Source organism: Streptomyces sp. NPDC101393 (assembly GCF_044767385.1).
Lineage (GTDB): Bacteria > Actinomycetota > Actinomycetes > Streptomycetales > Streptomycetaceae > Streptomyces.
On record NZ_JBIWNU010000005.1, the window covers coordinates 132,612 to 158,541 of the forward strand.

Here is a 25,930-nt window from a genome sequence, read left to right on the forward strand (position 1 = left end):
GTCCGCTGGGCCTTGGGGTCCGGTGGGCCTAGGGCTCCCTCACGCCTTGGGGTCCGTCAGGTCGTAGAAGGTGGAGCTGCCCACGGTCACCTTCGTGAAGGTCTTCTCCACCCACGACGTGATCTTCGACGATCCGCCGCGGCCGCCACCGGGACCGCCCCGGCCGCCCTGCTCACCCGCGATGAAGTAGTGCACCTTGCCGTCCCGCACGTACTCCTGGAACCGGGCGAGGGTCGGCGACGGATCGCTCCCGTTGAAGCCGCCGATCGCCATCACCGGCTGCTCGGTGGCCAGTTGGTAGCTCGCCGCGTTCTGGGAGCCGATGGCGGCCGCGGCCCAGGTGTAGCGGTCCGCGTCCTTCTCGATCAGCGCCTTGGCCTTGGCGCTCACGGTGCTGCCGTTGAGCAGCCCGCCCATACCGCCACCCATACCGCCGCCCATGCCGCCACCCATACCGCCGGCCCGGCCACCGCGCTCGGCGAAGCCGCCGGGACCGCCCCGGCCGGGGAAGCCCCACTGGCCCGCCTGCCCCTGCGCCTTCCCTGCGGCCTGGCCGGGAGCCCGGCCGGCGGCCTGGCCCGCGCCCCGGCCGCCGCCCGGTGCGCCCTGGCCCGCACCCTGACCGCCCGGGGCGCCCGGCATGGCGCCGGCGCGGCCCTTGCCGCCGGGGGCGCCGCCCGGGCCGCCGCCGGGGAAGCCGCCGCCCGGACCGCCGCGACCGCCCTGGACGGACGGGCCCGCGGTGATGATCGAACCGCCCTTGGGGGTGTCGACCGTGGTGAGCGTGTACGCGAGCGGCCCGGCCAGCGCCGCGGCGACCCCGAGCCCCGCGGCGAGCACCGCGAGCCGGCGGGGCGTTCCGCCGCCAGCCGGCCGGTCCGTCGGACCCGCGGTCCGGCGGCCCGTCACGCCCGACCACACCAGGCCCAGCGCCGCCAGGAGACCGGCCGCCGCGACCGTCCAGCGCAGCCACGGCAGCCAGTCCGGCGAGCGGTTCAGCAGCACGTACGACCAGGCGGCGGTCGCGACGACCGTCACGGCGAGGACGATCGGCGCGAGGCGTCCGCCGCGCCGCCACAGGAGCGTGCCGCCCATGCCGACCAGTGCGGCGATATAGGGCGCCAGCGCGATGTTGTAGTACTGGTGGAAGATCCCGGACATGAAGCTGAAGGTCACGAAGGTCATCAGCAGCGCCCCGCCCCAGACCAGGAACTCCGCCCGCTGAACGGCCTGTTCGGCCTGTGCGGTCTCACGGTCCTGTTCGGCCTGTGCCGCCTCACGGTCCTGTTCGGCCGGGGAGATCTGCCCGACCGGCGAGGTCGGCACGGTCCGTGCGGCCTGTACTGCGGCGTCCGTGCGCCGCCGCGCCCGCCACAGCAGGCCCACGCACGCGACCAGCAGGATCAGCGCGGCCGGCAGCAGCCAGGAGATCTGGCCGCCCATGTCGGAGGAGAACAGCCGGGTGATGCCGGTCTCGCCCCAGCCGCCGCCACCGCCGCCCCGGCCACCGCCACCGCCTCCGACGCTGCCGGTCTCGTTGCCGGTGATCCGGCCGAAGCCGTTGTAGCCGAAGGTCAGCTCCAGGAAGCTGTTGTTCTGCGAACCGCCGATATACGGGCGCGAGGCCGCCGGCCACAGCTCGACGAGCGCCACCCACCAGCCGCCGGACACCACGATCGCCAGCCCGGCGAGCAGCAGCTGGCCGAAGCGGCGACGCAGCGCGACCGGGGCGCAGCAGGCGTGGACCACGGCGAGCGGCGGCAGGATCAGCCACGCCTGGAGGGTCTTGGTCAGGAAGCCCAGGCCGAAGCAGACACCGGCCAGCAGCAGCCACTTCGTCCGGCCGTCCTCAAGGGCGCGCAGTGCGGCGGCGATCGCGCCGACCATCAGCAGGCACAGCAGCGCGTCGGGGTTGTTGAAGCGGAACATCAGGGCGGCGACCGGCGTCAGTGCCAGCGCCCCGCCCGCGAGCAGCCCCGCCGCCGCACCGAACCGGCGCCGTACCGCCGCGTACAGCACACCGACCGTCGCGACGCCCATCAGCGCCTCGGGCGCCAGGATCGCCCAGGAGCCGAGCCCGAAGAGCCGTACGGAGAGCGCCATCGGCCACAGTCCGGCCGGCGGCTTGTCGACGGTGATGGAGTTGGCCGCGTCGGAGGAGCCGAAGAAGAAGGCCTTCCAGCTCTCGCCGCCGGCCTGCACGGCCGCCGAGTAGAACTGGTTGGCGTAGCCGGACGCGGACAGGTCCCAGAGGTAGAGCACGGCCGTCACGGCCAGCAGCGCGAGCAGCGCGGGGCGCGCCCAGCGCGGATCCTGCGGCCTGCCGCGCACGATCCGCTCGGGCAGCCCGCGCAGCCCGGGGCGGGGTGCGGGGCGCCGTACGGGACGGGCCGGCGGGGGTGGGGCGGGCGGCCCCAGGGGCCCCGTGGGGTACGCGGCGTCCGCCGGTGTCGGCGTGCCGGGGCGGGGCGGGGTCATCGGGCGCTCCTGGTGAGGTCGTTCGGTGTGCCGGGGTGGTGGTCCGGGCCGGTGGGGGCGGCGGGCTGCGGGGCGTCGAGGTCGGCCCGGCGTTCCGCGTCCGGGAAGACCCAGGCGCGGAAGAGCAGGAACCGCAGCACCGTCGCCGCCAGGTTGGCGGTCACGAGGACCGCGAGTTCGGTGCCGTGCGTCGGGGTGCCGGTGGCGATGTCGAGGGCGGCGAGCGAGCCGCTGGTCAGCGCGAGCCCAATGGCGAACACGACCAGTCCCTGGGCCTGATGGCGGACCGCCCTCTCCCGCCCCCGCACCCCGAAGGTCAGCCGGCGGTTGGCGGAGGTGTTGATGACGGCGGACACCAACAGCGCTGCCGCGTTGGCGAGTTGGGAGCCGACGCCGAGCCGGAAGAGGGAGTAGAGGGCGAGGTAGAACAGGGTGCTGAGCGCGCCGACCACGCAGAAGCCGACGAGCTGACGGGCCAGCCCGCCCGGCACACCGGACAGCTCGCGGTCGCGCGGGTCGTCCCCGAAGGGCCGGGCGAGCCGGTCCAGCGGCAGCCCGCCGGTCGCCAGGGCCCGCCCCACCCGCCAGACCCCCTTGAGGTCGTCGGTGGCGGTACGGACGAGGTGCACGGTGCTGTCGGGGTCGTCGATCCAGTCGACCGGCACCTCGTGGATGCGCAGCCCCGCCCGCTCGGCGAGCACCAGCAGCTCGGTGTCGAAGAACCAGCCGGAGTCCTCGACCATCGGCAGCAGCCGCTCGGCGACATCGCCGCGTACGGCCTTGAATCCGCACTGCGCGTCGGAGAACCGGGCGGCGAGCGAGCCGCGCAGGATGAGGTTGTAGGTGCGGGAGATGAACTCCCGCTTCGGTCCGCGCACCACCCGCGAACTGCGCGCCAGCCGCGAGCCGATCGCCAGGTCGGAGTGCCCGGAGATCAGCGGCGCGACCAGCGGCAGCAGCGCGTTGAGGTCGGTGGACAGGTCGACGTCCATGTAGGCGAGCACCGGCGCCTCGGAGAGCGTCCATACGGTGCGCAGCGCCCGCCCGCGCCCCTTCTGCTCCAGCCGTACGGCCGTGACCTCGTCGATCGCGTCATCGAGGCGGGCGGCGACCTCCGGTGTGCGGTCGGTGCTCGCGTTGTCGGCGATGGTGATCCGGAAGCCGTAGGGGAAGGTGCGGGCGAGGTGGTCGTGCAGCCGGCGCACACAGGGTTCGAGATCCCGCTCCTCGTTGTGGACGGGGATCACGACATCGAGAACGATCTCGGTCTGGCCGAGGCGCAGATGCTCCCGCGGCGGCAGGGCCCCCAAGGGCGTACGGGCCGGTGGAGTGCCCTGCGGTGGAGTGCCCTGCGGTGAGGTGCGGGCCGGCGGTGTCGTCGTCATACCGACGACACTCGCCAAGTGGCCTGTCACGCCTGTGTGCTGAGCCTGTGCCCTGGCTGTGAGTCGGGGGCGGGAGGGGTGGGCGGGGTCAGTGGGGCCGACGGCGGTCGGTCCGTGGCCGCGGTCGCGATCGCTGCCGCTGCCGCTGCCGGGAGGGTGACCGTGAAGACGGTGCGGCCGGGGACACTCTCCACGCCGACCGTCCCGCCATGCGCCGCGACCACCGCCTGGACGATGGCGAGGCCCAGTCCGGTGCTCCCGGCGGCGCGGGAGCGGGAGGCGTCGCCGCGGGCGAACCGCTCGAAGACGTGCGGCAGCAGGTCCGGCGGGATGCCGGGGCCGTCGTCCTGCACCTCCATCCGCACAGCGGTGCCGGCACCGGCGCCCCGCACCCGGGCGGTGACGGTGGTGCCCTCCGGCGTGTGGGTACGGGCGTTGGCCAGCAGGTTGACCAGGATCTGCTGCAACCGGCCGCTGTCGCCGTGCACCAGCGCCGGATCGTCGGGCAGCTCCAGCCGCCAGCGGTGGCCTGGACCGGCCGCCCGCGCGTCGCTCACCGCGTCCACGACCAGCGGCGAGAGATCGGTGCTCCCGTACGAGAGCGGGCGTCCGGAATCGAGCCGGGCGAGCAGCAGCAGATCCTCCACCAGCCCCGTCATCCGCTCCGCCTCGGACTCGATCCGCCCCAGCGCATGACGTGTCGCGGGCCCCGGCTGCTCCTGCCCGCGCCGGGTCAGCTCGGCATAGCCCCGGATCGACGCCAGCGGCGTCCGCAGCTCATGGCTGGCGTCGGCCACGAACCGCCGCACCCGCGTCTCGCTCTCCTGCCGCGCCGACAGCGCCGACCCGACATGCCCCAGCATCCGGTTCAGCGCCGCCCCGACCTGCCCCACCTCCGTCCGCGCGTCCGCCTCCGCCTCGGGCACCCGGACGTGCAGCGCCACCTCGCCCTGGTGGAGCGGGAGTTCGGAGACGCGGGTGGCGGTCGAGGCGACCCGGCGCAGCGGCCGCAGCGCTATCCCGACCATGGCGGCACCCGCGATACCGGCCGCGACCAGCCCGGCGCCCGTCACACACACCTCGACGAGCACCAGCGCGCCGACGGTCTCCTGGAGCCGCCCGAGCGGCATCCCGAGCACCAGCGAACCGTCCTCGGCCGACTGCACGCGGTAGTCGCCGAGGCCGGGCAGCTCGACGGTGTGCACGGCGCCGTCCCGCGGGACGGAGTTCAGCGCCGCGGTCTGCGCGCCGTTCAGGGGGTCGTGGCGGTCGGCGAGCAGCCGGCCGTTGGACTTGTTGCTCTTCGCCCCCTCCGTGATCTCCCCGCCGGGCCCGACCCGCCCGCCGACGGTGGCCGGCGGTGAGCCGCCCATCGCGACGAAGTCGAGCTCGCCGCCGGCCCCGGGCCGCCTCGGGTCGTGCGGCCCCGGCCCAGGCCCCTGCGAGCGGTGCACGAATTCGTGCAACTGCTGGTCCAGCTGGTTCTCCAGCTTGGACTGCAGCGCGATGGTGGTGACCGTGCCGATGACCGCTCCGACGACGGCGATCAGCGCCACCGCCGACAACACGAGCCGGGTCCGCAGCGTCCACCGGCGCCGGGAGGAACCACCACGGGCGGCGGCGGCACGGGGCCCCTTCGGGGCTCGGAACGCCATCGCCCCGCTACCCGCCCGGCTTGATCAGATACCCCGCACCACGCCGGGTGTGAATCATCGGCGCCCGCCCCGCGTCGATCTTCCGCCGCAGATACGAGATGTACAGCTCGACGACATTGGCCTGGCCCCCGAAGTCGTAACTCCACACCCGGTCCAGGATCTGCGTCTTGCTCAGCACCCGCCGCGGATTGCGCATCAGGTAGCGCAGCAACTCGAACTCGGTGGCCGTCAGATGGATCTCCGCGCCCTCCCGCCACACCTCGTGGCTGTCCTCGTCGAGGACCAGGTCACCGACCGTCAGCAGCGATTCGCTGCGCGCCGCTGCCGCACCGGCCCGGCGCAGCAGCCCGCGCAGCCGGGCCACCACCTCTTCCAGGCTGAACGGCTTGGTGACGTAGTCGTCGCCGCCCGCCGTCAGGCCCGCGATCCGGTCCTCGACGGCGTCCTTGGCCGTCAGGAACAGCACCGGCACCTCGGGCAGCTCCCGGCGCAGCCGCCCCAGCACCGTCAGCCCGTCCATGTCCGGCAGCATCACATCGAGCAGCACCGCGTCCGGCCGCCAGCTGCGCGCGCAGCGCAGCGCGCCCGCGCCGTCCCCCTCCGCCCGGATGTCCCAGCCCTCATAGCGCAGTGCCAGCGACAGCAGATCGGCGAGCGAGGACTCGTCGTCCACGACCAGCACCCGCACCGGGCTGCCGTCGGCCCGCAGCAACTCGGGCCGATGGCCCGGCGCGCGCGCCGCCGCGCCGCGGGAAGCAGCGGGCGCGGCCCCGGCGGAGGCGGCGCGGGCCGAAGTCACAACGGAGGACGACTCAGTCACGGTCATGCCGCCGAGCATGGGCCGCCACCGTGAGAGCGCCCTTTCCGGTTCCTGTGAATCTCCTGAGAAACCGTCGGCCCGCCGCGCCCCGCCGGTCCTTGGCGGCCCTGTCCCGACGCCGGCCCGTAACCTCGCCGCCATGAGACTCCTCGCGCTCTCCGGCAGCCTGCGGGCCCGCTCCTCCAACGGCGCCGTCCTGCGTTCCGTGCTCGACCTCCACCCCGGGCCTTCCGGCACCGCGGACATCGGCGCCCTCCCGCACTTCAACCCCGACCTGGACGGCGAGGGCGCCACACCCCCCGCACCGGTGGCCGCGCTGCGCACCGCGGTGGCCGAGGCCGACGCCGTCCTGATCGTCAGCCCCGAATACGCGCACGGCGTCCCCGGCGTCCTCAAGAACGCCCTGGACTGGCTGGTGAGCAGCGGTGAGTGCGTCGGCAAGCCGGTGGCGGTGATCACCGCCTCGCCCTTCCCCACCGGCGGCGATCACGCCAACGCCCAACTCCGCGAAACGCTGCGCATGATGACCGGAGACGTCATCACGGCCGCCTGCCGTGAACTCCCCGCCATCGGGCCGAAGACCGACCCCGCCACCCAGCGGGTCACGGACGAGGCCACCCTGGCCGACCTGCGGACGGCCGTCGGCCGTCTGACGGCCGCGGCGAACGAGCGCTCCGCCACGGCGTCCTGAGGCCCCGCAGGCCCCGGAAGCCCCGCAGGCCCTCGAAGCCGCGCAGGCGCCGGGAGCCGCCGCGCGTCACACCCCGAACAACCGCGCCCCGTTGCCGTAACACACCCCGCGCAGCCACTCCGTGCCCATTTCCAGCCGGGTCAGCGCCTCCAGCGCGTGCGCGTACCCGTAGGGGATGTTGGGGAAGTCGCTCCCGAACAGCACCCGGTCGCCCAGCTCCGCCAGCCGCCCGCGCTCGCCGCGCGGGAACGGCGCGGCCTGCTCGGCGAAGTCCGTGAAGGTCATCGTCGTATCGAGGTGCACCTCCCGGTACCGCGTCGCCAGGTCGAGGAAGTCGGTGTACTCCGGCATCCCCATATGGGCGATGACCAGCCGCAGCCGGGGGTGCCGTGCCAGCAGCCGCGCGATCGGCTCGGGCCCCGTGTGCTTGCCCGGCGCCGGGCCCGACCCGCAGTGGATGACCACCGGCGTCCCGGCCTCCGCGAGCACGCCCCACACCGCGTCCAGCCGCGCATCCGCCGGGTCGTAGCCGCCGACCTGCACATGCGCCTTGAACACCCGCGCCCCGTCCGCCACTTCGGCCCGCACATACTCCGCGGCGCCGTCCTCCGGGAAGAACGTCGCGGTCCGCAGGCAGTCGGGCGTACGGGCCGCGAAATCCGCCGCCCAGGCGTTCAGCCACCGCGCCATACCGGGCTTGTGCGGGTAGACCATCGACGTGAACGCCCGTACGCCGAAGCCGCGCAGCACCGCCAGCCGCTCGTCCTCCTCATAGCGGTACGCGATCGGCCACGGCCGCCCGACCAGCGGACCGGCCGCGTCGAAGTACGCCCAGACCTTCGCCATCACCCGCTCGGGCATGAAATGCGTATGCACGTCGATCAGCCCCGGCAGCTCCCACTCCCGCCAGAACGCCTCGACCCGCTCATCACCCTCCGCCATGCCCGCCCCTTCCGTCCCGCTCACCGCACAGGACGGGCGCCCTCACCACACCGGCCGACCCCAGCTACCTGCACAGGGCACCTACCTGCCCCGCCCACACCTACCAGACCCTCCCCCCGCACGGCACCCCCACCGGCGGACCGAATCCCGGCCCACACCCACCGCCCCCACCGCTCCCCGGGTCAGAACAACCCCGCCTGCCCGCCTCCGCCGCCCTCCCCCGCATCCCGTACGGGCCCGGCCTCCCGCACCGCCACGGTCGTCACCCGACCCGCGGCGGCCCCCAGCACCCACCCCGACAACACCCGGGCATCCAGCACCGCGACCGGCCCACCGCCGTCGGCCCCGGCCCCCGCGCCCTCCCCCGCCAGCCGCAGATACACATCGGACCCGGCCCCCGCCAGCACCGTCCCCACGATCTCCGCCCCGGCCGTCATCCCGCCCAGCGCCGCCACCCCTGCCGGAATCCGGTCGAGCCCGAACAGCTCCGCATGATCCCCACAGCGGAACCCCACCGGCTCCAACGTCTCCGGCCACCCCTCCAACGCACTTGCCGCCGCGTGCAGTTGACTCACTTCCGCGGCCCGCTCCGCCGCCGGCGGCAACGCCCCGCGAGCCGCCCGCTTCGCCGCCTTCCCGCACCTGTCGGGCACCCCCAGCGCGCTCCCCAGCAGCGCCTCCGCCCGCCGGGCAGCCATCAGCGGCCCGCGCCCCAGCCAGGCGTACGCCACCGCGCCCTGCTCCACCAGCCGCGCAGGCCCCCGCTCGGCCGCCGTGATCCCCACCTTGAGCAGCCCGGGGCCGAAGTACGCGAGATAGACCGCATATGGGCGCGGGTCGTCGGTCATGGTGTCGGCGGCCACCGAACGCGACCGGTCGAGCTGGGCGCACCGCGCGCACTGGTCCTTCGCCGCCGCCCCGTCGAGCACCGCCGCATAGGGGCACACGAGCCGGCCACCGGCCCGCCAGACGCCCAGGCAGCGCCGCTCCCCCTGCGCGGCGAACGCCAGCACCTTGCCCGCGGGAAGCATGCTCACCCGCGTCTCAGCGCGCTCGGCGCACCACCAGCCGAGCCGCTGCGCATACCCGCCGTCCGGCCCCGATCCGCCACCTGACCAGCGCGGTCCCGTACATCGCCACACGCCGTCAGCCTACGACCCGGGTATGACAACGCCCTCGGACCGCGGCAGCAGCCCCTTCACGGCCCCTCCTCGGCCACGGCCGCGAGGCGGTCCCCCGCCCGCGGCTCCGGCCCCCTGAACGTGCCGCGGTACGCGCGCGGCGAGACCCCCAGCGCCGACTGCAGATGCTGCCGCAGCGACGCCGCCGTCCCGAACCCCGCATCCGCCGCGATCCGGTCCACGGTCAGCTCCGTCTCCTCCAGCAACTGCCGCGCCCGCTCGATCCGTTGCTGGGTCAGCCACTGCAACGGCGAGATCCCGGCCTCCTCCCGGAAGCGCCGGGTGAAGGTGCGTACGCTCATCGACTCGCGCGCCGCCAGCTCCCGCAGGCTCAGCGGCCGGTCCAGATGCTCCAGCGCCCAGGCCCGCGCGGCACCCGTCGAGGAGAGCTGCGGCTCCGGCACCGGCCGCTGGATGTACTGCGCCTGGCCGCCCTCCCGGTGCGGCGGTACGACCGTCCGGCGGGCTACATCGTTGGCCACCGCCGCCCCGTGGTCCCGCCGGATCATGTGCAGGCACAGATCGATCCCGGAGGCGACGCCGGCCGCCGTCAGCACCTCGCCCTCGTCCGTGTAAAGCACGTCGGGATCCAGCCGGACCGCCGGGAACAACCGCCGGAAGTCGTCCACCGACCGCCAGTGCGTGGTCGCCCGCCGCCCGTCCAGCAGCCCCGCCGCCGCCAGCACGAACGCCCCCGTGCAGATCGACGCGACCCGCGCTCCGGGCCTGATCCGCCCCAGCGCCGCGGCCATCGCCGGACTCAGCCGCCCGGCGCTGCGCTCCGTCCCCGGGTCGTAGTCGATCCCGGACGCCGGCACGACGACGGTGTCGGCCTCCTCCAGCGCCTCCGGCCCGTGCGCCACATTCACCGTGAAGTCCGTGTCCGTACGCACCTCACCGGGCTCCAGCGCACAGGTCACCAGCTCGTACAGCCGCTCCCCCGCCGCCGAACGCGCCTCCCCGAAGACCCGGTGCACGATCCCCACCTCGATCGGCAGCATCCCGGCCCGCACCAGCACCACCACCCGATGCCGCCGCGCACCCCGCATCTCCCCGGCCTCTGCCCTACGTCCACTCATGGCCCGATCCTTGCACACTATGGCCATCCGGCCACTCGTCCGCCGCCGCCGAAGCTCCGAGAGTGGACGTCATGAAGGTCCTCTGGCTGTTCGCCCACCCCGACCCGCGCTCCCTGAGCGCCGCCCTCAAGGACGAGGGCCTGCGCACCCTCGAAGCCCACGGCCACCAGCACCGCGTCTCCGACCTGTACGCCATGAAGTGGAACCCGGTGGTCGACGCCGACGACTACGACCACGACCCCGCCGACCGCCTCCTCGTCGGCCCCGCCGCGGAACGCGCCTACGCCGACGGCCACTTGAGCCCCGACATCCGCGCCGAACAGCAGAAACTCGCCTGGGCCGACACCCTCGTCGTCCAGTTCCCCCTCTGGTGGTACGGCATGCCCGCCCTCCTCAAGGGCTGGTTCGACCGCGTCTTCGTCAAGGGCTTCGCCTTCGGCGTCACCGACCCCGCGACCGGCCGCCCCCGCCGCTACGGCGAGGGCAACCTCACCGGCAAGCGCGCCATGGTCCTCGTCACCGCCGGGGCCCGCGCCACCACCCTCGGCCCGCGCGGCGTCAACGGCGACCTCAACGACCTCCTCTTCCCCCTCCAGCACGGCACCCTCTGGTACACGGGGATGACCGTCGCCCCGCCCCTCCTCATCCCCGGCGCCGACCGCGCCACCCCCGCCGCCTACGAGACGGCCGCCGCCCGCCTGCGCGACCGCCTCCACACCCTCCCCACCACGCAGCCGCTCCCCTTCCGCCACCAGAACGCGGGCGACTACGACGACGAACTCCTCCTCCACCCCCACCTGTCCACCCCGACCCACCACGGCCCCGCCGCCCACTACACGACCCCACCCAGCACCACCCACACCTGACCACCGGAACGACGAACGGGAACGGGACGGGGCACCGGGTGAACCCGTGTGCCGGGTGAAACGGGGCGCGGGGAGAAACGGGACGCGGAGAGAAGCGGGGCGCGGGGCACGGATCGCTGGCAGAAACGGGGGGGCCGGGAACGGGGCGCCGGAAAGCGGACACCGGCCCGGAACAGGACACCGACCCGGGAACGGGACACCGACCCGGAACACAAAAAGCCGCAGGCCCAGCGGAATCAAGAAGACTCCACTGGGCCTGCGGCGTTCGTAGCGGGGACAGGATTTGAACCTGCGACCTCTGGGTTATGAGCCCAGCGAGCTACCGAGCTGCTCCACCCCGCGTCGGTAGGTCAGACACTACGCGACTCCCCACCCAACGCCTAATCCTTATCCGCACCGCCCCCACCGGAAGCCCCCAGACGCCGCCAACGGCTACAGATGCCGGGCGCCCCTAAGGACGCTCGGCCGGAACCGGCCCGATTCCGGGCCATCGGGCAAGCATCCGGCGGCGCATCTCCCTGCTGAGCGCGCCCAGCCCCTCCAGGGCCGGGTGGCCGGCCGCCATCCGACCGACGACACCGAGGCGGTGCGCGAGCCGCTGCCGGGCGCTCACCGTGCCCCACTCCCAGTCCTCATCCGGAATCCGCGCCAGATGGTCCCGCCCGTCCCGATGAGCCCGTTGGACCAGGGCATCACCCCTGATCAGCCAACCGGCACACGCCTCGACGAGCCCCTCGCGCACCGCCGCGCCATCCCACCCGTCCGAGCCGGTGGCCGCCCGCCAGGCCGCGAGGTAGGCCCCCTCCGCCCGGCTCAGCCGCGACGCGGAGGCGGCAGTGACACACCAGCACGTCGGGAAGCCGATCCGCAGATAGGCGAGTTCCATCAGCCCGCTGCCCCACGACGCCTGCTCGAAGTCGACGAACCGCACGCCGTCCGCGGTGTGCAGATCATTGCCGGGACACGGATCCCCGTGCAGAAGGGCCTGCCCGGAAGCCCGTCCGAGCCGCCCGGTCAGCGCATGAAGCTCCGCCTCCACACCGGAACCGACGGACGCCTCCAACGCCTCCGCCAGCCGCAGAAAGGCACCCACATCCCCCTCGTCCGGCCCCGCCCACCGCGGAAGCACGTCGACGACCTCCGGTCCGGCACAGGCATGCAGCCGGGCCAACGCCTCGGCATAGCCGACGATCCAGTCCCCGGAAGGACGCCGGTGCTCCAGATGCCGCAGGACAAGAACCCGCTCGCCGGCCTCGGTACCCAACACGGCGGGCACCACAGGCACTTCGGCCCGCGAGGCGATCCGCAGCGCGGCCACCTCCCGCGCATAACGCTCCCCCGCATCCGCACCGCCGACGATCTGCTTCACCACCACCGGCCCGCGGTCCAGCTCCACCCGCCACACCCGCGAACGCGGACTGCTGCTCAACCGCCGAAAACTCCGCGGCTCCCCCAGCACGGCCTGCAACCCATCCCCGAACGGCAGTCGCAACTCCATCCACGGATGCTCCCACGCCCCGCCCCTGCTGACCGCCCAGCCACCAAACCCCGACAGCGACCGAACGAGAGACACCACCCACCCACGACAAAGCCCCCGCCCGGAGAACCCGGCGGGGGCTTTGATCTGCTGTGCGCTCGGCAGGATTCGAACCTGCAACCTTCTGATCCGTAGGCGGGTGCCCTGCACGGATCTTCAGAGGACAGCCAGCAACTGCAAGGCACCTTAGGTGCCGTTCATGATGCCACCATGCGGCGGCGTTCGCTTGTGTTGATGTCAGCCACTGATGTCAGCCGACCGAATCGTGCCTAGCTTAGGCATCGCCTCGGTCGCGAAAGCTACTCTTCTTCCTCATCTCGGGAAAACACTTCGAGTAGGTCGGAGCCGCAGGGCTGGCGCTCCATCCAACCAGCCAACCAATTGCGCAAAACTACGGAAATCACTGCATTCTCCACCGACATCCGGTTCGCACTCTCCACCATAAGTGTCCGAATTTCCGGGATTTCGGCCTGCCGTGCCGGATCCCCTCCGGACCCGGTAACCAAATCAGCCACCCAAACATCTCGGTCATTTTTCACGAAATCGACAGAATGATCCCTAGCCCATTCCGTGTACGCCCAAAGGGCATCCGCAGAATCCGTCGAATCATCCAGCCCCAGCACTTCGGCGAGCAGGCGATTCGACTCTTCCGATTTTCCGCGTGGCCAACATTCTAGCGCAATTTCACCAACAGCGAGCAGCGCGGGTGAAGCGCCCTTTCGCGCTTCCTCCAGAAGCCTTCTCGCGTGGAAACCTGTCTCCGAAGTACTAGCCTTCAATTCAGTCAGCAACGCAAGGGCACAGACAGCGGAAACACCTGTCGAAGCTAGGGACTTTTCGATCTCTTGAAAAATTAGCTGCTTGCACCCAGGGTCCGAACGAATGGCATCAACTAGAGCACGGGCGAGCGTCGCTATGATCCGCACCTCAGGTGGAGAGTCGAGCAATTCTAGAGCTTGTAGAAGAAGGAGACGCCGGAATCGAGGAGTGGCGGCTGCCACATCATCGTCCAGAAGTTCTAACGCCAGAACAGATCCGGGCTTAACGAGAAACGAGGCATTCGAGACGTCATCGTCAGTCTGCAATTCACGCAGGAGACTCATCAGGTTGTGCCGTTGGCGCCCCTGATGGAAAAATACGTTTCCCGCAGCCAAAAGCCAAGTGTTACGCCAGTGAGCGGAACGAGCGATAACACTTAGGCGCTCAGAGATGTCTGCGGCTTGATCTCGCACGAGAGCCTGCGCTGCCATAAATTCCTGCAGGCTTCTAACGTCAAAACCTACACCCTCTCCGCGTGGGGAGAGGAGAACCAGACGAGTCGTCGCGGCCGTTACAAGCTTAGTGGCAAGCCTATTAGCACTCTTCGGATCGTCGTAGCCGGCATTCCCGAGAACCTTTAGAGTGATTTCTTCAAGCTGAGAAAAGGAGATCGAAGCGTCATGTTCTCCGACTCTTTCGGCGAGAACATGGAGATTCAATCCAACCAACTGATGGATTCTATCGATGGTGACCTTGTGTTGATCGAGAAGCCTGCCCGTGGATCCCGGTTTCCCAACCTCACGACCATAGATCGTCTCATAATAAGCATCGAACAAGCGGTATCGCTCTTGAGGCACACGTTCGCGTCGCTCAAGAAGCACGGACATGATTGTGACCTGCAAGGGCGATCTCATAAGGCGGGCTGTTAGGTCAAAGGAGCCCGCCATCTTCAGCCGCTCAAATACCTGACGAGCATTCTCAGGGTCTCCCGGAAAGCGCACCTCTGTCAGGCGCTCGGCGTAGGATATCGCCTCATTTGGCTCAAGAGGCAGCAGCGCTAGATGCTCGTACCTAGCCCCATCAAATTCTCTTCTATAACCTTGTGGCCGACTAGTAGCCACGACGAAGAGGTCGGCATCGAGTTGGTGTGCCTCCGTGTAAAACTCGTCAAGCTTTTCGATAACGGCCTGGCGTGAGTGATTCGACGGAACCTCATCGAGCCCATCCAGCACCAAAAGCCAAGGCCACTTTCTCAACCAAGATCGCAATTGATTGGCGTTTACTTCTGGGGCACTTTTGTTAACTTGCTGTGCCAGATATTGCAGGATACTTACACTCTCGCCGCCGGCAATCATGTCACTGTACGCCGCCAAGTCGATACGGGCAGGCCACCGGTGATTGCTGGGGATGGGTAGCCCAATCTGAATAAGATGCTTTTGCATCTTATTCAGATACGCTTGCTGTGCAGCAGAAAGCAATTCTGGACTATCTGACAGAAAAGCAACACGGTATGCCTGGCAAATCAACTGGCTGAGCGTAGTTTTCCCCTGGCCGGGTCCGCCGAGAATTACACAATGCGGTTTGCCGACATCTTCGAGTCGACTTGGCCGGAGGATTCTATCTCCTTTACCAAGAGCGACAGCCGCTGCGCCAACAGATGACTGAGTGCTGGGAAGGTCTTCAAGAACCACCTTCAGGTCAATTGCGATATCGGCGAGATCCAACCGTTGGTTGTCACCCTCGCCTGCTTGATGCAAACGCACCCGTCGATCCGCAGCTAGCTGCATGACGGCGTAGGTAGTTGCGCGCTCAGCTACATCCGCGTGGCCACTACCTTCCATAAGTCGACGGAGATGAGCCAGGACGTCGCCTGCCGTGACGAGCGCCTCGTACGGTTGGCGGATTTCCGGATAGAGGTCCAAAAAGGCACAGAGTTGATCAAAATGCCAAACTTTGAATCCCTCGATTGGGAGCTTCAGCTCCGTGATGAGATTTTCGATCTCACGTTTCACAGTATCGATGCCACCAGACCCGGCGACGGGCGACAGTACTACGTTGGTGGCAAACAATAGATACTGGGGAAGTTCACGTTCCTTGGCGCGCTTCGATCGCGGATTCGCCCAGTGGTTGAGTTCTCGCTTTGCTTCTGACAGGAACCATGCCGTATCCATCTCAGTTCCCATAGGCCGGGCCCGGAACTTCGACTGAAGGACACCGTATCCATCCCACGGCTCTTCAGGATCTGGGGCGGGATACCGTGTGCGTCCGCGGAAGGCTGCCTCCCGCCCTCCATCGGGGCCGTCACCGAAGACTTCGACGCCCGCGCCGAACACGCGTAACGCAAGGGCTTGGGTGAGGTGTTCGAACTCTCGTGTGCCGAGACGGGTAAGGTCGTAGTCCACCCACATCATCATCCAGGTACACCGTGGGGGAGTTCAATGCTACGGACGTAGTTCTCCGGTACTGCAAGTTTGTGGCAGAACGAGCGAAGGTTTGCCCACCAGGGTGCCCCTCATCAGGTTGTCGATGAGTCCGCTGCCAGCAACCGACGTCCGTCGTGAGCACGAACTCGCGGCTCCCTGGTATCGAGGGCGTCAAGAACCCGCACCGCGTACGCCTCCACCATGTGGCTCTCGACTTCTTCGCGGGTGAACCAGCGCACGTCAACGGACTCGTCTGATGTGCGCTCCTCGCCAGTGACGGGCCGGCAGCGGAAGACCAGGGCTACGACGCCGCGTTTCATGTTCTTGTAGACGCCGGTCAGGCGCTCCGTCTCGACCTTGATTCCGGTCTCTTCCAAGACCTCTCGGCAGGCGCCGTCCTCGGGGCGTTCGTCCAGTTCGAGGACGCCGCCCGGGGCTTCCCAGGCGCCGTTGTCAGCACGCTTGATCACGAGAACGCGGCCGTCCTCGCGGACCACCACGCCGGCCACCGAAACCGAGTGAAGCGACATTGACCGGCCCTCCCGGTTAGCGTTACTCATGTACAGGAGCATAGGAGGACTGAAGGACATGGGCACAGCAGCCTCTAGAGACTCAGGTCAGCCACGGTACCTACAGATCGCGGAAGACCTGGCTCAGCAGATCAGGTCCGGAGTCCTCCCCGCAGGAGCCAAGGTTCCCAGCGAGTCGGAGCTCATGGCCCGCTACTCCGTGTCGCAGGGCACGGCGCGCAAGGCCGTGGCGGAGCTCCGGCCCACCGGCTTGATCGACACCCACCACGGCAAGGGCTCGTTCGTGAAGAGCCAGCCGCCGGTACGCCGTAAGTCGTCCGACCGCTTCCGCCGGTCCCACCGCAAGGCCGGCAAGGCCGCCTACCTCGCGGAGTCCGAGCAGGCCGGGAAGACCGCTGGCGTCACCGTGCTGTACGTCGGCCCCACCGAGGCGCCGCAGGAGATCGCGGAACGGCTGGGCGTCATCACCGGCACGAAGGTGCTGGCGCGTCGGCGCCTGTACTTCAGCAACGGGACGCCGACGGAGGAGGCAACGTCGTACCTTCCGTGGGACATCGCCGAGGACATCCCCGAGCTGCTCGCGGAGAACCCTGGGGGAGGCGGCATCTACGCCCGCCTGGAAGAGAACGGGCACATGCTGAAGGAGTTCACAGAGACCGTTCGGGCCCGGCTCGCGACGAAGCAGGAGACCAGCGCCCTGAGCCTGAGCCCCGGCTCGCCCGTGATCCACCTGGTCCGGAACGCGGAGAGCGAGGACGGCCGGGTGGTCGAGGTCTGCGACACCGTCATGGCCGCTGACCAGTTCGTTCTCGACTACCGCATCCCCGCCGGAGACTGACGAAGCCTCACCTCCCCCAGCCCGTCGCGAAGAAAGCTCTCGCGGCGGGTTGACTCATGTACAGGAGTTGGGCATTCTCATGGCAGCAACTCCTGCACATAAGTACATGAGTGAAGGAGTTCAGGGGCCACTGGTCCCGTGCATTGCCTGCCTGGACGCCTTCACCGGCGCCCAAGTGCACCACCCAGGAGCCCCGCAGCGGACGGGGGGAGGCGACCCGGCGCCTTGTCATTCACCGGAGGGCTTAGACCGAAAGGTCATGTCTCCATACGCCTTCGCCAGGCACAACGGCTCTACCTCGTAAGGGAGTTGCTGGCCTGAAGGAGACACGCACCACCACACTCACCCGCCGCGCTCCAGTGCGGCGGCCGGTTGCCTCCTCCGCCCGAGCGGCTCACTGCCGTACGGACGGGGTTGAGGGGAGCCGGACAGTCCGGATCTATCTCCCAAGGAGCCTCGATGTCCGCTACCGCGTTCGCTGCCGTGTTCATTGCCCTGTACGTCGCTCACAGCGTGGGCGACCACTGGGTGCAGACCTCCTGCCAGTCCGCCGACAAGGGCAAGCCGGGATGGATCGGCCGCCTGGCCGGCGCCCGGCACGTAGCCACCCTGACCGCTACCAAGCTCGCCTTACTCCTCCCCGCCGCCGCCCTGTTGGGCCTGAACCTCTCGGTTCTTGGACTGACCGTCGGTATGGGCGTGGACGCGGTGACGCACTGGTGGGCCGACCGCCGCAGCACGTTGGCGTGGCTGGCCAAGGTCACCGGCAAGGCCGAGTTCTACAGCCTCGGCACCGCCGCCCACCCCGCGCACCCCGTCACCGCCAAGGGCGGCCCGGCCGCTCACCTCGGCACCGGCGCCTACGCGCTGGACCAGTCCTTCCACCACCTGTGGCTGCTGGTCGCCGCACTCATCATCGCCACCGTCTGAATCCACCCCACACGACGGCGCGGCTCCGGTGCTGGAACACCGGAGCCGCTGTTGGGCCGTCACTTCGAGAGGAACCACGACCCATGAAGCTCATTCTCCCCGCCCAGGACCACTTCACCGCCACCGCGATCGACCTGGAGCCGACCGCCGCCGAACTCGACGCGATCGAGCAGGAGATGCCGGTCATCTCCGCCGAGGTCGAGTTGCTGGACGCGCAGATCATGACGCTCGACCGGCTCCCGAACGAGCTGGACGCCCGCCGCCTCCGCCGGGCCCGGCGCAAGGTGCTCGCCACCCGCCGTGAGCTGGCCAACCAGGCCGAGGCGGGGGGCGCGGCATGAACGCCAAGACCACCAAGACCGTCCTGCCCGCCGTCGCGATGACGGCGGTGTCCATGGTCCTGACCCTGGCCGTCGTCGTGATGTGGCTCGGCACCTCGGTGCCCTGGCCCGTGGCCCTGGTCGTCGGCCTCGGCATCGACGGAGGGTGGCTGGCCACCCTCGCCTACGAACGCCGCCTGGCAGCCCAAGGCGACCACAACGGCGCGGTCACCGCCGTCGGCTGGTGCTTCGGCCTGCTCGCCGCCGGCGTCCTGGTCGCCCACGCGCTCACCGCCGAGAATTCCGCCGGCGCGTGGCTGGCAGTGACATGGCTGCCGATCGCCGCCAAGGCCCTTTGGCTGGTGCACAGCCTGTGGGAGCGCACCGCGCTCACCCCCGGCGCGCTCGGAGCGATCCGGGGCATCCAGCAAGAGGCCCGCGACGAAGCGGCCGTGGCACGCGCCCGACTGCGGGCCGAGGCGGTCACCGAGGAGACGCGGCTGACGGCCGTGACGGCGGCCGGGGCGCGTGTCGCACACGTCCAGGCCAAGACCGCCCAGACCCTCTCGCGCGCATGGTCGACGCTGAAGACGGCACGGGACGGTGAGGACACCGGACCGGCGCTGACCAGCGTGACGGCCCCCGTCACGCCCGGCGTCACGGCCCGCTGGGAACTCCCCGTCTGGGGCCCCACTGAGGCGGTCGCCGCACTCCCGGAGGCGGCGCCCGGCCTCACTGACGAAGCGCTGGACGCGTTGGTCGACGAGATCCGGTACAGCGAGGCGCCGCCGCTGTCGTACCGCGAGATGGCCGTTCGCTTCCGCGCCGCCGGCCACTCCGCTTCCGAGGTCCGCTTGCGGGCCGCATGGAAGCGCGTCGCCGCGTGACGCGGCTTGGCCTGGCCGTCTACCTCGACCCATCGCACTCCCCGAGGAGCACCTGACATGGGCAACTCCGACATCCGCCGCATGGACCGCGAGATCCGGGCCACCGAGAAGAAGCTGGAAGCGGTCCGCCGGGGCGAGTCGTGGCCGATGAACGGCAGCGAGCGCCGGGCCATGGCCCGCGCCCTGGCCGGCGGCTCCTACCGCGCCGCCCGGGGCCGCAGCACCGGCCGCGCTGAAGAGCAGATCGACTCCCTCGGCAGCGCTGCCGAGACGCGGCTGAACGCGGAACTGACCGCCCTGTACAGCGAGCGTCAACGCCTCATCACCGAGGCTGCCCGCGACAAGGCCCAGAAGAAGTCCTCCGGCTGGTTCTGACCAGCCCCTTTCGGTGCCGGGGCGGCCGCCTCTTTCCACGGACACGGCCACCCCGGCTCTCCCGCTCACTCTCGCCCCCCGAGGGGGCAGTCAGGAGCACTTCCAGCATGTCTGAGAACATCGTCCACCTCCACAAGCCCGCCACCCCCCCCCGACTCCCGACACCGCCCCCACCGTGCTCACGGTCGTGCCCGAGGCGCCGCCGGCCCGGCCCGTGCCGCTGTGGGTCCGCTCCGGACGCGCCGTGAAGACCGCCGCCACACACGAGTCGACCCGGGCCACGGTCCGGGCGGCGGCCCGCCACAGCCTCTACACCCTCAACGGCGGCCGGATTGCCGCCCGTCGGGCCTGGGACGGCCGTACCGGGTCCCGCTACGAGCGGATGATCCGGGCGGCGGAAGCCGCGGGGAACCTGGAAGCGGCGGAAGAGTGGGAGGAGCGGTTGCAGCGCTTCCGCGCCGCCCGCCACCACCGCCGCATGGACCTCCTGCACTCGCCCGTGGAGGCCGCCAAGGGCGTGGCCGTCGGCGCCGGCATGAGCATCGGCGTCCTGGTCGCCCTCGGCGTCGTCATGGCCATCAACACCGGGCACGTCGGCGACGTGATCACGCCGCTGTCGGCGACGGTCGACTTCATCGCCCTGCTCATCCGGATCGTGCAGGTCGTATGGGGCCCGGCGCTCTCCATCGGCCCCTTCCTGGCCCTGCTGGCCCTGTGGTCGGTGGGCCGCAAGCAGCACGCCGCCCCCTCCTGGGCACTGCCCGCCAACGTTCGATCGGATGAGGGGGAGCCGATCACGCCGTCCATCGTGGTCAAGGCCCTGCGCGACCTCGGAGTACCCGCCTTGGCACGAGCCATCAAGGAAATGGGCGACGCCGGCGCGAGCATGCTCGGTCCCATCCGGATCGCCGGATGCGGTGTCGAGGTCGACGTGACCCTGCCTTCCGGGGTGTCGACCAACGAGGTGCAGGGCAAGCGCCGCAAGCTCGCCGAGAACCTGACCCGGCACGAGCACGAAGTGTTCATCACCATCCCCCAGGCGGCGCGCACGGTCCGGCTGTGGGTGGCCGACTCGGGTGCGCTGGACGAGCCGATCGGCCCGTCTCCGCTGGTCACCGACGAGTCGATGACCGCCGACTACGCCAAGGGACGCGCCCCTTGGGGGCAGGACCTGCGCGGGGATGCGGCGGCGCTGAGCCTGTATCAGCGCCACCTGCTGATCACGGGTCTGTCGAACCAGGGCAAGACCGTGGCCCTGCGCTCCCTGGCCCTGTGGCTCGCGCTGGACAAGTCGGTGCAGTTCCTCATGGGTGACCTCAAGGGTGTGGGCGACTGGGCCATGTTCGACGGTCTCGCCACGACCCTGATCCAGGGGCCGACGGATGAGCACGTGATCCAGGTGACCGAGATGGTCGAGGGGGCGGTGGACGAGATGAACCGCCGTATCCAGGCGCCGCCCGGCACGGTGTTCCCGCCGCTGATCGTGCTGGTCGACGAAGCGCAGGTGGCGTTCATGTGCCCGGCCAAGGACGACGAGAAGCGCCCGTACGGCGGGTCGAAGGCGAACTCCCGGTACTTCATGGCCGTCCGGAAGATCCACAACCAGGGGCGGGCCGTGAACGTGCTGATGTGGCAGGGCACCCAGGACCCGACGAACGAGAACCTTCCCAAGCTGGTCCGCGAGGGCGCCCACACACGCGCCTCCCTCGCTCTGGGCACCGAGTCGCAGGCCCGCATGGCCCTGGGGGACAAGGCCGTTGACGGCGGGGCGGCTCCGAACCTGCTGCGTCCGGGCCTGGACCGGGGAACCCTGGTCGTCGCTTCCGACGGCATCACCATCCCGGCCGGACAGTCGTCCATCACGGTGCGCACGCACTACATCGACGACGATGCAGCCGAAGCGATCACCAACCGGGCCAAGGCCCTGCGCGACGGCGTCACCACCCTGCACGCCATCGAACGAGAAGAGGAGCACGACCCGCTCGCCGACATCGCCGCCGTCGTCGGCGACGCGTCCCGCGTGCGGACCAAGGACGTGCTGGCGCGGCTCGCCGCGCGGAACGCGGACGCTTACGGCGACTGGTCGTTCATCGACCTCAAGCGGGTCCTGGACGACGCCGGCGCCGAGCCGTACAAGTCCGACGGCGTCATGGTCGTCGCCCGCGACCGCGTCGCCCGCGCCCTCGCCAACCGCGACAACGAGGGTTCCGTTTCCGCCGACGGATGACAGGGAGACGACGCGCGACGGGTCAGGGAGGCAGGGAGAACTCCCTGACCGCCTCCCTGACCCGCATCCATGGTCCTGACCTGCACAAATGATCGTGCAGGGAGTCAGGGAGGCCCGCAGGTCAGACCCTCCGAACCCCCCTCCACAACGCCCCCGGAAGGGGGGTGTCTGTGCCTCCCTGGCCACGCGCCGGAAGGGATTCCGCATGCACCCCGACACCACCCCCCAAACGGCCGCCGCGGGCGCCGGACTGAGCGAGGCTCAGGCCGAGTACGAAGCCCGGCGGATCATCGCCGACGCCTACCGGCCCACCGCCTACCGCGACGACACCCCGGTACCCGCCCACGGCGACACCCCGCCCGTCGCCCAGCCCGGACGGCCCCCGATGAGCCAGGGCGCCACCGATGCCAGCGTGCTCATGCTCGCCGGCGGAACCGCCACCGCCATGGTCGGCGGCACGGCAGCCGTCCTGATGTACGTGTCCCAGTTCGCCGACCCGGTCGTGTGCGGCCTCGTGCTCGGCGCCCCCACGGCCCTCGTGCTCGCCCTCGCCCGGCTTGCCAAGCGCGCCAAGCCCGCCCCGGACATCCACCACCACTACCAAGGCCCCGTCTACCAGGACCGGCGCACCGTCCACAGCCGCACGACCGGCGTGTGGGCCAAGACCAACAACCAGCAGTAACACCAAGGGCGGCCCCTCTCACGCCAATGAACCGGGCCGCCCTTGCCCAACCGTCCTCAACAGACCTGTTGGAGGTCTCCAGCATGACCCAAACCACCGACATCCGGCGAGACGACCACCGGCCCTTGCTGCTGGACCTGTTCTCCTGCGCCGGCGGTGCCGCCACGGGCTACGCCCGCGCCGGGTTTCGCGTCCACGGCTGCGACATCGCCGAACGCCCCAACTACCCGTTCATCTGCCATCAGGGCGACGCCCTCGAATACCTCGCCCGCCTCATCGCCACCGGCGAGATCCGACGGTACGGGTTCGTGCACGCCTCCCCGCCCTGCCAGCACGGATGCGCACTCACTGTCGGCACTAACGCCTCGCAGGGCTGGGGACGCGCGCACGTCGACCTCGTCGCGCCCACCCGTGAGCTGTTGGACGCCACCGGCCTGCCGTACGTGATCGAGCAGCCCAACGGCCGCGCGAAGATCCGCAAAGACCTCACCCTGTGCGGCGAGATGTTCGGCCTCGGAGTGATCCGGCACCGCAACTTCGAGGCCGGCGGCTGGAGCATCGAGCAGCCCGCCCACCGCCCGCACCGAGGCCGCGTGCGCGGCTACCGACACGGCCAGTACTTCGACGGCCCGTATGTCGCCGCCTACGGCAACGGCGGCGGCAAACCGTCCATCTCGGAGCTACAAGCCGCGATGGGCATCGACTGGACCGACGTGCGCGAGGAACTGACCGAGGCCATCCCCCCGGCCTACACCGAGCACATCGGCGCCGCGTTCCTCGCCACGGCCACGCTGGGGGTGGCGGCATGAGCGAGACGCCGCATTCCCTGCACACCGCGTTGAGCCTCGCGTCGTCCGGCGTGCCGGTGTTGCCCCTGCGGCGGGGCAAGGTGCCGTTCGGCAACTGCCGCTCCTGCGCCAAGAACGCGTGCGGCGGCCGGCCGAACATGAAGTCTGCGGGTCCCTGCCGGTGCCCCGGCGTATGCCACGCGTGGGCCGCCGCCACCACCGACCCGGCCGTCATTACCTCGGCCCCGTGGGCAGCGGCGTGGCGGCAGGCGGTGTGCGTCGGCTACCACCCCGGCGGCGCCGGCCTGACCGTGGTCGACCTGGACAACGCGGACGCCATCGCATGGGCCCGTACGGCTCTGCCCGCCACGCGAACCGTGTCGACGACACGCGGTGAGCACTGGATCTACCGAGGCAACATGGGATCGTCCAACGCGGTGCGTCCCGGTGTCGACATCAAGTCGACCATGTCCTACGCCCGGTGGCTCGGTCCCGGCACTGGCACCATGACCGCCCTGCCCGACGCCGTACGCGCCCTGATCGTCAAGGAGCCGTCGTCGGTCCGGCCCGCGAGGGGCGCCGTCGCCGTGCCCGTGCCGGTCGGGGGCGTGGAATGCCACCACCGCACGCCCACCTATCTGGCCCGGGGCATCGCGATGGCTGAGCAGCGCATCTCCGAGGCGAGCAGCGCGGTGCACACCACCGTCTACCGGACCTTCCTCGCCGTGCTCTCCACCCATGGCCGGTGCGGCTGCCTCACCGACGCGCACGTCACGCGGCTGTTCACCGCCGCGCAGGCTAAGGGTGAATCGCCCCGGCACTGCGCCGACGCGTGGACCAACGCCCGCACTGCCCTGGGGATGTGAGCCATGTCCGAGGACGACAAGACGCCGGCCCGCCAGATCATCACCGACTACGCACAAGCGCACTTCCGGTACTTCCGCACCATCGACGGCACCGTGTACGCGCAGAAGAACGGCCACCCTGTGGCCCGGCCCATCCGCTCCCAGGGCACCACTGGAAGCCACCGCCAGGAACTCATGGTCGGCCTGTACAGGGACGGGGTCGGCGTGTTCAACGGAACGGCACTCAAGGAGGCGTTGGACTTGATCGAAGCACTCGCACTGACCGAGGACGTACAGCCCACCCACATCCGCGTGGCGCCCGGGTTCGACGGGGCGACCTGGCTCGACCTGGGCCGCGACGACGGCAAGTCCGTCCGCATCCACCCCACCGGCTGGGACGTCCTCACCCCTGACCCGCAGGAAGTCTGCTGGCGGCGCACCCAGCTCACCGGCGAACTCCCCCTGCCCGCCGCGGACACCAACGGCAAGGGCATCGATCTCCTGCTCCGCTTGTGCAACTTCGCCAGCGCCGAGACCGAGTGCCTGGCCATCGCCTGGCTGATCGGCTGCCTGGAGCCGTCCGTGCCCGTGCCCGCCCCGTTCCTCACCGGCCCCCAAGGGGCGGGAAAGTCCACCGGCGGCCGGATGCTGGTGCGGATCATCGAGGGGATGAGCGGTGACCTGCGCCGGGCGCCGAAGGACGAGGAGAACATGATCACGGCCGTCGCTGCCGGATGGGTCACCGCTTTGGACAACCTCTCTCACCTGCCCCCGGACCTGTCCGACCTCATGTGCTGCATCGTGACCGGCGCCGAGAGCATCAAGCGCGCCCTGTTCACCGACGGCGATGTCGTCCGCTCCCGTTACCGGCGCCCCATGCTCCTGACCGGTATCGATGTCGGCGTCATCCGCCCGGACCTCGCCGAACGCCTCCTCCCGCTCCGTCTCGTGCGGCCCCGGGTGCGGCGCACTGAGGCAGAGCTGTGGACGGAGTACGCGGAGATCCTGCCGGCCGTGCTCGGTTCCCTGCTGGACCTGACGGTCAAGGTGCGTGCCGCCCAGGCGGACACCCCCACCGACCTGCGGATGGCCGACTTCGCCCACCTGTGCGCGCAGCTCGACGCGGCTACCGGCTTCGGCTCGCTGGCCGCGTACCGGGCCAGCCTCGATGACCTCAACGACGACGTCATCGAAGGTGACCTACTGGCGCAGACGGTTTTGAACCACGCGGCCGGCCTCGACGCGGGTACGGAAGTCCGTATGACGTCCTCGGAGTGGCTGCACTGCCTCACAAGCCTCTACAGCGGCGAGGAGTGCCGTCCCCTGCCCAAGGGCTGGCCCACCACCGGCAAGGTCCTCTCCGACCGCCTCAAGCGCCTGCAGCCGACCCTTGCCGCACGCGGCGTCCTCATCGACTGGGGCCGCACCAGCGCCGCCCGCTACATCGAGATGACCCGCCCCGCGACACTGCCCCCGCAGCAGCAGGAAGCGGCGTTCTGACCCGCGCCGTCACGGCGCCGCACTGAACAAGCAAGAGGAGCACCCCCATCGCGATGGGCGTGCTCCTCTTGCTGTTCCGGCGGCTTGCCGCCGCTGCGCAAGACGTGCCGCGCAGCGGCTCCTTCTTCACGTCCTGAGCCGCGCCGCACCACCACAGACACCACCCTCTTTTTCCTAAGAGAAGAGATCTTG

At 70.2% G+C, this 25,930-nt stretch carries 21 protein-coding genes, 1 tRNA gene and 1 pseudogene; 12 read left to right on the forward strand and 11 right to left on the reverse strand.

Annotated elements, in window-relative coordinates; genetic code table 11:
* Positions 1-39: 39 nt before the first annotated feature.
* The 4 genes from ACIRQ7_RS17515 to ACIRQ7_RS17530 are packed head-to-tail and all read right to left on the reverse strand — an operon-like array spanning position 40 to position 6,227.
* Positions 40-2,478 (reverse strand): ArnT family glycosyltransferase, encoded by a 2,439-nt coding sequence (locus tag ACIRQ7_RS17515; protein WP_404263318.1) that lies wholly within the window; start codon positions 2,476-2,478, stop codon positions 40-42.
* On the reverse strand, positions 2,475-3,863 hold the full coding sequence (locus ACIRQ7_RS17520; protein ID WP_404263319.1) for a glycosyltransferase: 1,389 nt from the start codon (positions 3,861-3,863) through the stop codon (positions 2,475-2,477). Before ACIRQ7_RS17520 ends, ACIRQ7_RS17515 begins: the two co-directional genes overlap by 4 nt.
* 26 nt (positions 3,864-3,889) lie before the next feature.
* Positions 3,890-5,518: a sensor histidine kinase gene (locus tag ACIRQ7_RS17525; RefSeq protein WP_404263321.1), complete on the reverse strand. Its 1,629-nt coding sequence runs from the start codon at positions 5,516-5,518 to the stop codon at positions 3,890-3,892.
* A gap of 7 nt (positions 5,519-5,525) precedes the next feature.
* Entirely contained in the window at positions 5,526-6,227 is a 702-nt protein-coding gene (locus ACIRQ7_RS17530) for a response regulator transcription factor (RefSeq protein ID WP_404263904.1), read from the reverse strand.
* Between the two features lie 250 nt (positions 6,228-6,477).
* Between ACIRQ7_RS17530 and ACIRQ7_RS17535 the strand changes: the two genes are divergently transcribed.
* The gene (locus ACIRQ7_RS17535; RefSeq protein ID WP_404263322.1) at positions 6,478-7,029 is read left to right on the forward strand and encodes an NADPH-dependent FMN reductase; all 552 of its coding nucleotides are present in this window, start codon (positions 6,478-6,480) and stop codon (positions 7,027-7,029) included.
* Between the two features lie 66 nt (positions 7,030-7,095).
* On the opposite strand, the gene ACIRQ7_RS17540 is transcribed toward ACIRQ7_RS17535, so the two are convergent.
* The 3 genes from ACIRQ7_RS17540 to ACIRQ7_RS17550 form a co-directional block, all read right to left on the reverse strand.
* Entirely contained in the window at positions 7,096-7,971 is an 876-nt protein-coding gene (locus ACIRQ7_RS17540) for an amidohydrolase family protein (RefSeq protein WP_404263324.1), read from the reverse strand.
* 182 nt (positions 7,972-8,153) lie between these two features.
* A complete protein-coding gene (locus tag ACIRQ7_RS17545; RefSeq protein WP_404263326.1) occupies positions 8,154-9,008 on the reverse strand; it encodes a DUF2797 domain-containing protein in 855 nt (284 codons plus the stop codon).
* 161 nt (positions 9,009-9,169) lie between these two features.
* Entirely contained in the window at positions 9,170-10,231 is a 1,062-nt protein-coding gene (locus ACIRQ7_RS17550; protein ID WP_404263328.1) for a GlxA family transcriptional regulator, read from the reverse strand.
* Positions 10,232-10,302: 71 nt separating this feature from the next.
* Between ACIRQ7_RS17550 and ACIRQ7_RS17555 the strand changes: the two genes are divergently transcribed.
* Positions 10,303-11,097 (forward strand): NAD(P)H-dependent oxidoreductase, encoded by a 795-nt coding sequence (locus ACIRQ7_RS17555; RefSeq protein WP_404263906.1) that lies wholly within the window; start codon positions 10,303-10,305, stop codon positions 11,095-11,097.
* A gap of 268 nt (positions 11,098-11,365) precedes the next feature.
* Here the strand turns inward: ACIRQ7_RS17555 and ACIRQ7_RS17560 are convergent.
* The 4 genes from ACIRQ7_RS17560 to ACIRQ7_RS17575 form a co-directional block, all read right to left on the reverse strand.
* Positions 11,366-11,439: transfer RNA gene (locus tag ACIRQ7_RS17560), tRNA-Met, on the reverse strand.
* 109 nt (positions 11,440-11,548) lie between these two features.
* A complete protein-coding gene (locus ACIRQ7_RS17565; RefSeq protein WP_404263330.1) occupies positions 11,549-12,595 on the reverse strand; it encodes an aminoglycoside phosphotransferase family protein in 1,047 nt (348 codons plus the stop codon).
* A 338-nt stretch (positions 12,596-12,933) separates the two neighbouring features.
* Complete coding sequence (locus ACIRQ7_RS17570) at positions 12,934-15,795, reverse strand: NACHT domain-containing protein (protein WP_404263331.1); 2,862 nt, start codon at positions 15,793-15,795, stop codon at positions 12,934-12,936.
* Between the two features lie 113 nt (positions 15,796-15,908).
* Positions 15,909-16,388: an NUDIX hydrolase gene (locus ACIRQ7_RS17575; RefSeq protein ID WP_404263332.1), complete on the reverse strand. Its 480-nt coding sequence runs from the start codon at positions 16,386-16,388 to the stop codon at positions 15,909-15,911.
* A 16-nt stretch (positions 16,389-16,404) separates the two neighbouring features.
* Between ACIRQ7_RS17575 and ACIRQ7_RS17580 the strand changes: the two genes are divergently transcribed.
* From ACIRQ7_RS17580 to ACIRQ7_RS17625, 10 genes and pseudogenes are all read left to right on the forward strand, one after another.
* Complete coding sequence (locus tag ACIRQ7_RS17580) at positions 16,405-17,184, forward strand: GntR family transcriptional regulator (RefSeq protein WP_404263334.1); 780 nt, start codon at positions 16,405-16,407, stop codon at positions 17,182-17,184.
* Positions 17,185-17,643: 459 nt separating this feature from the next.
* A complete protein-coding gene (locus ACIRQ7_RS17585) occupies positions 17,644-18,114 on the forward strand; it encodes a transcriptional regulator (RefSeq protein WP_404263336.1) in 471 nt (156 codons plus the stop codon).
* Positions 18,115-18,197: 83 nt separating this feature from the next.
* Positions 18,198-18,455 (forward strand): DUF6284 family protein, encoded by a 258-nt coding sequence (locus tag ACIRQ7_RS17590; RefSeq protein ID WP_404263338.1) that lies wholly within the window; start codon positions 18,198-18,200, stop codon positions 18,453-18,455.
* A complete protein-coding gene (locus tag ACIRQ7_RS17595) occupies positions 18,452-19,321 on the forward strand; it encodes a protein spdB (protein WP_404263339.1) in 870 nt (289 codons plus the stop codon). Before ACIRQ7_RS17590 ends, ACIRQ7_RS17595 begins: the two co-directional genes overlap by 4 nt.
* A 57-nt stretch (positions 19,322-19,378) precedes the next feature.
* On the forward strand, positions 19,379-19,696 hold the full coding sequence (locus ACIRQ7_RS17600; RefSeq protein ID WP_404263341.1) for a hypothetical protein: 318 nt from the start codon (positions 19,379-19,381) through the stop codon (positions 19,694-19,696).
* Between the two features lie 107 nt (positions 19,697-19,803).
* Positions 19,804-21,923: pseudogene (locus tag ACIRQ7_RS17605) on the forward strand (FtsK/SpoIIIE domain-containing protein).
* Between the two features lie 205 nt (positions 21,924-22,128).
* Positions 22,129-22,605 (forward strand): hypothetical protein, encoded by a 477-nt coding sequence (locus ACIRQ7_RS17610; RefSeq protein WP_404263343.1) that lies wholly within the window; start codon positions 22,129-22,131, stop codon positions 22,603-22,605.
* Positions 22,606-22,688: 83 nt separating this feature from the next.
* Positions 22,689-23,414: a DNA methylase gene (locus ACIRQ7_RS17615; RefSeq protein WP_404263344.1), complete on the forward strand. Its 726-nt coding sequence runs from the start codon at positions 22,689-22,691 to the stop codon at positions 23,412-23,414.
* Positions 23,411-24,259 (forward strand): bifunctional DNA primase/polymerase, encoded by an 849-nt coding sequence (locus ACIRQ7_RS17620; RefSeq protein WP_404263345.1) that lies wholly within the window; start codon positions 23,411-23,413, stop codon positions 24,257-24,259. Before ACIRQ7_RS17615 ends, ACIRQ7_RS17620 begins: the two co-directional genes overlap by 4 nt.
* Before the next feature lie 3 nt (positions 24,260-24,262).
* Positions 24,263-25,738, forward strand: a complete 1,476-nt coding sequence (locus tag ACIRQ7_RS17625) for an ATP-binding protein (RefSeq protein ID WP_404263347.1) — start codon at positions 24,263-24,265, stop codon at positions 25,736-25,738.
* Positions 25,739-25,930 lie beyond the last annotated feature (192 nt).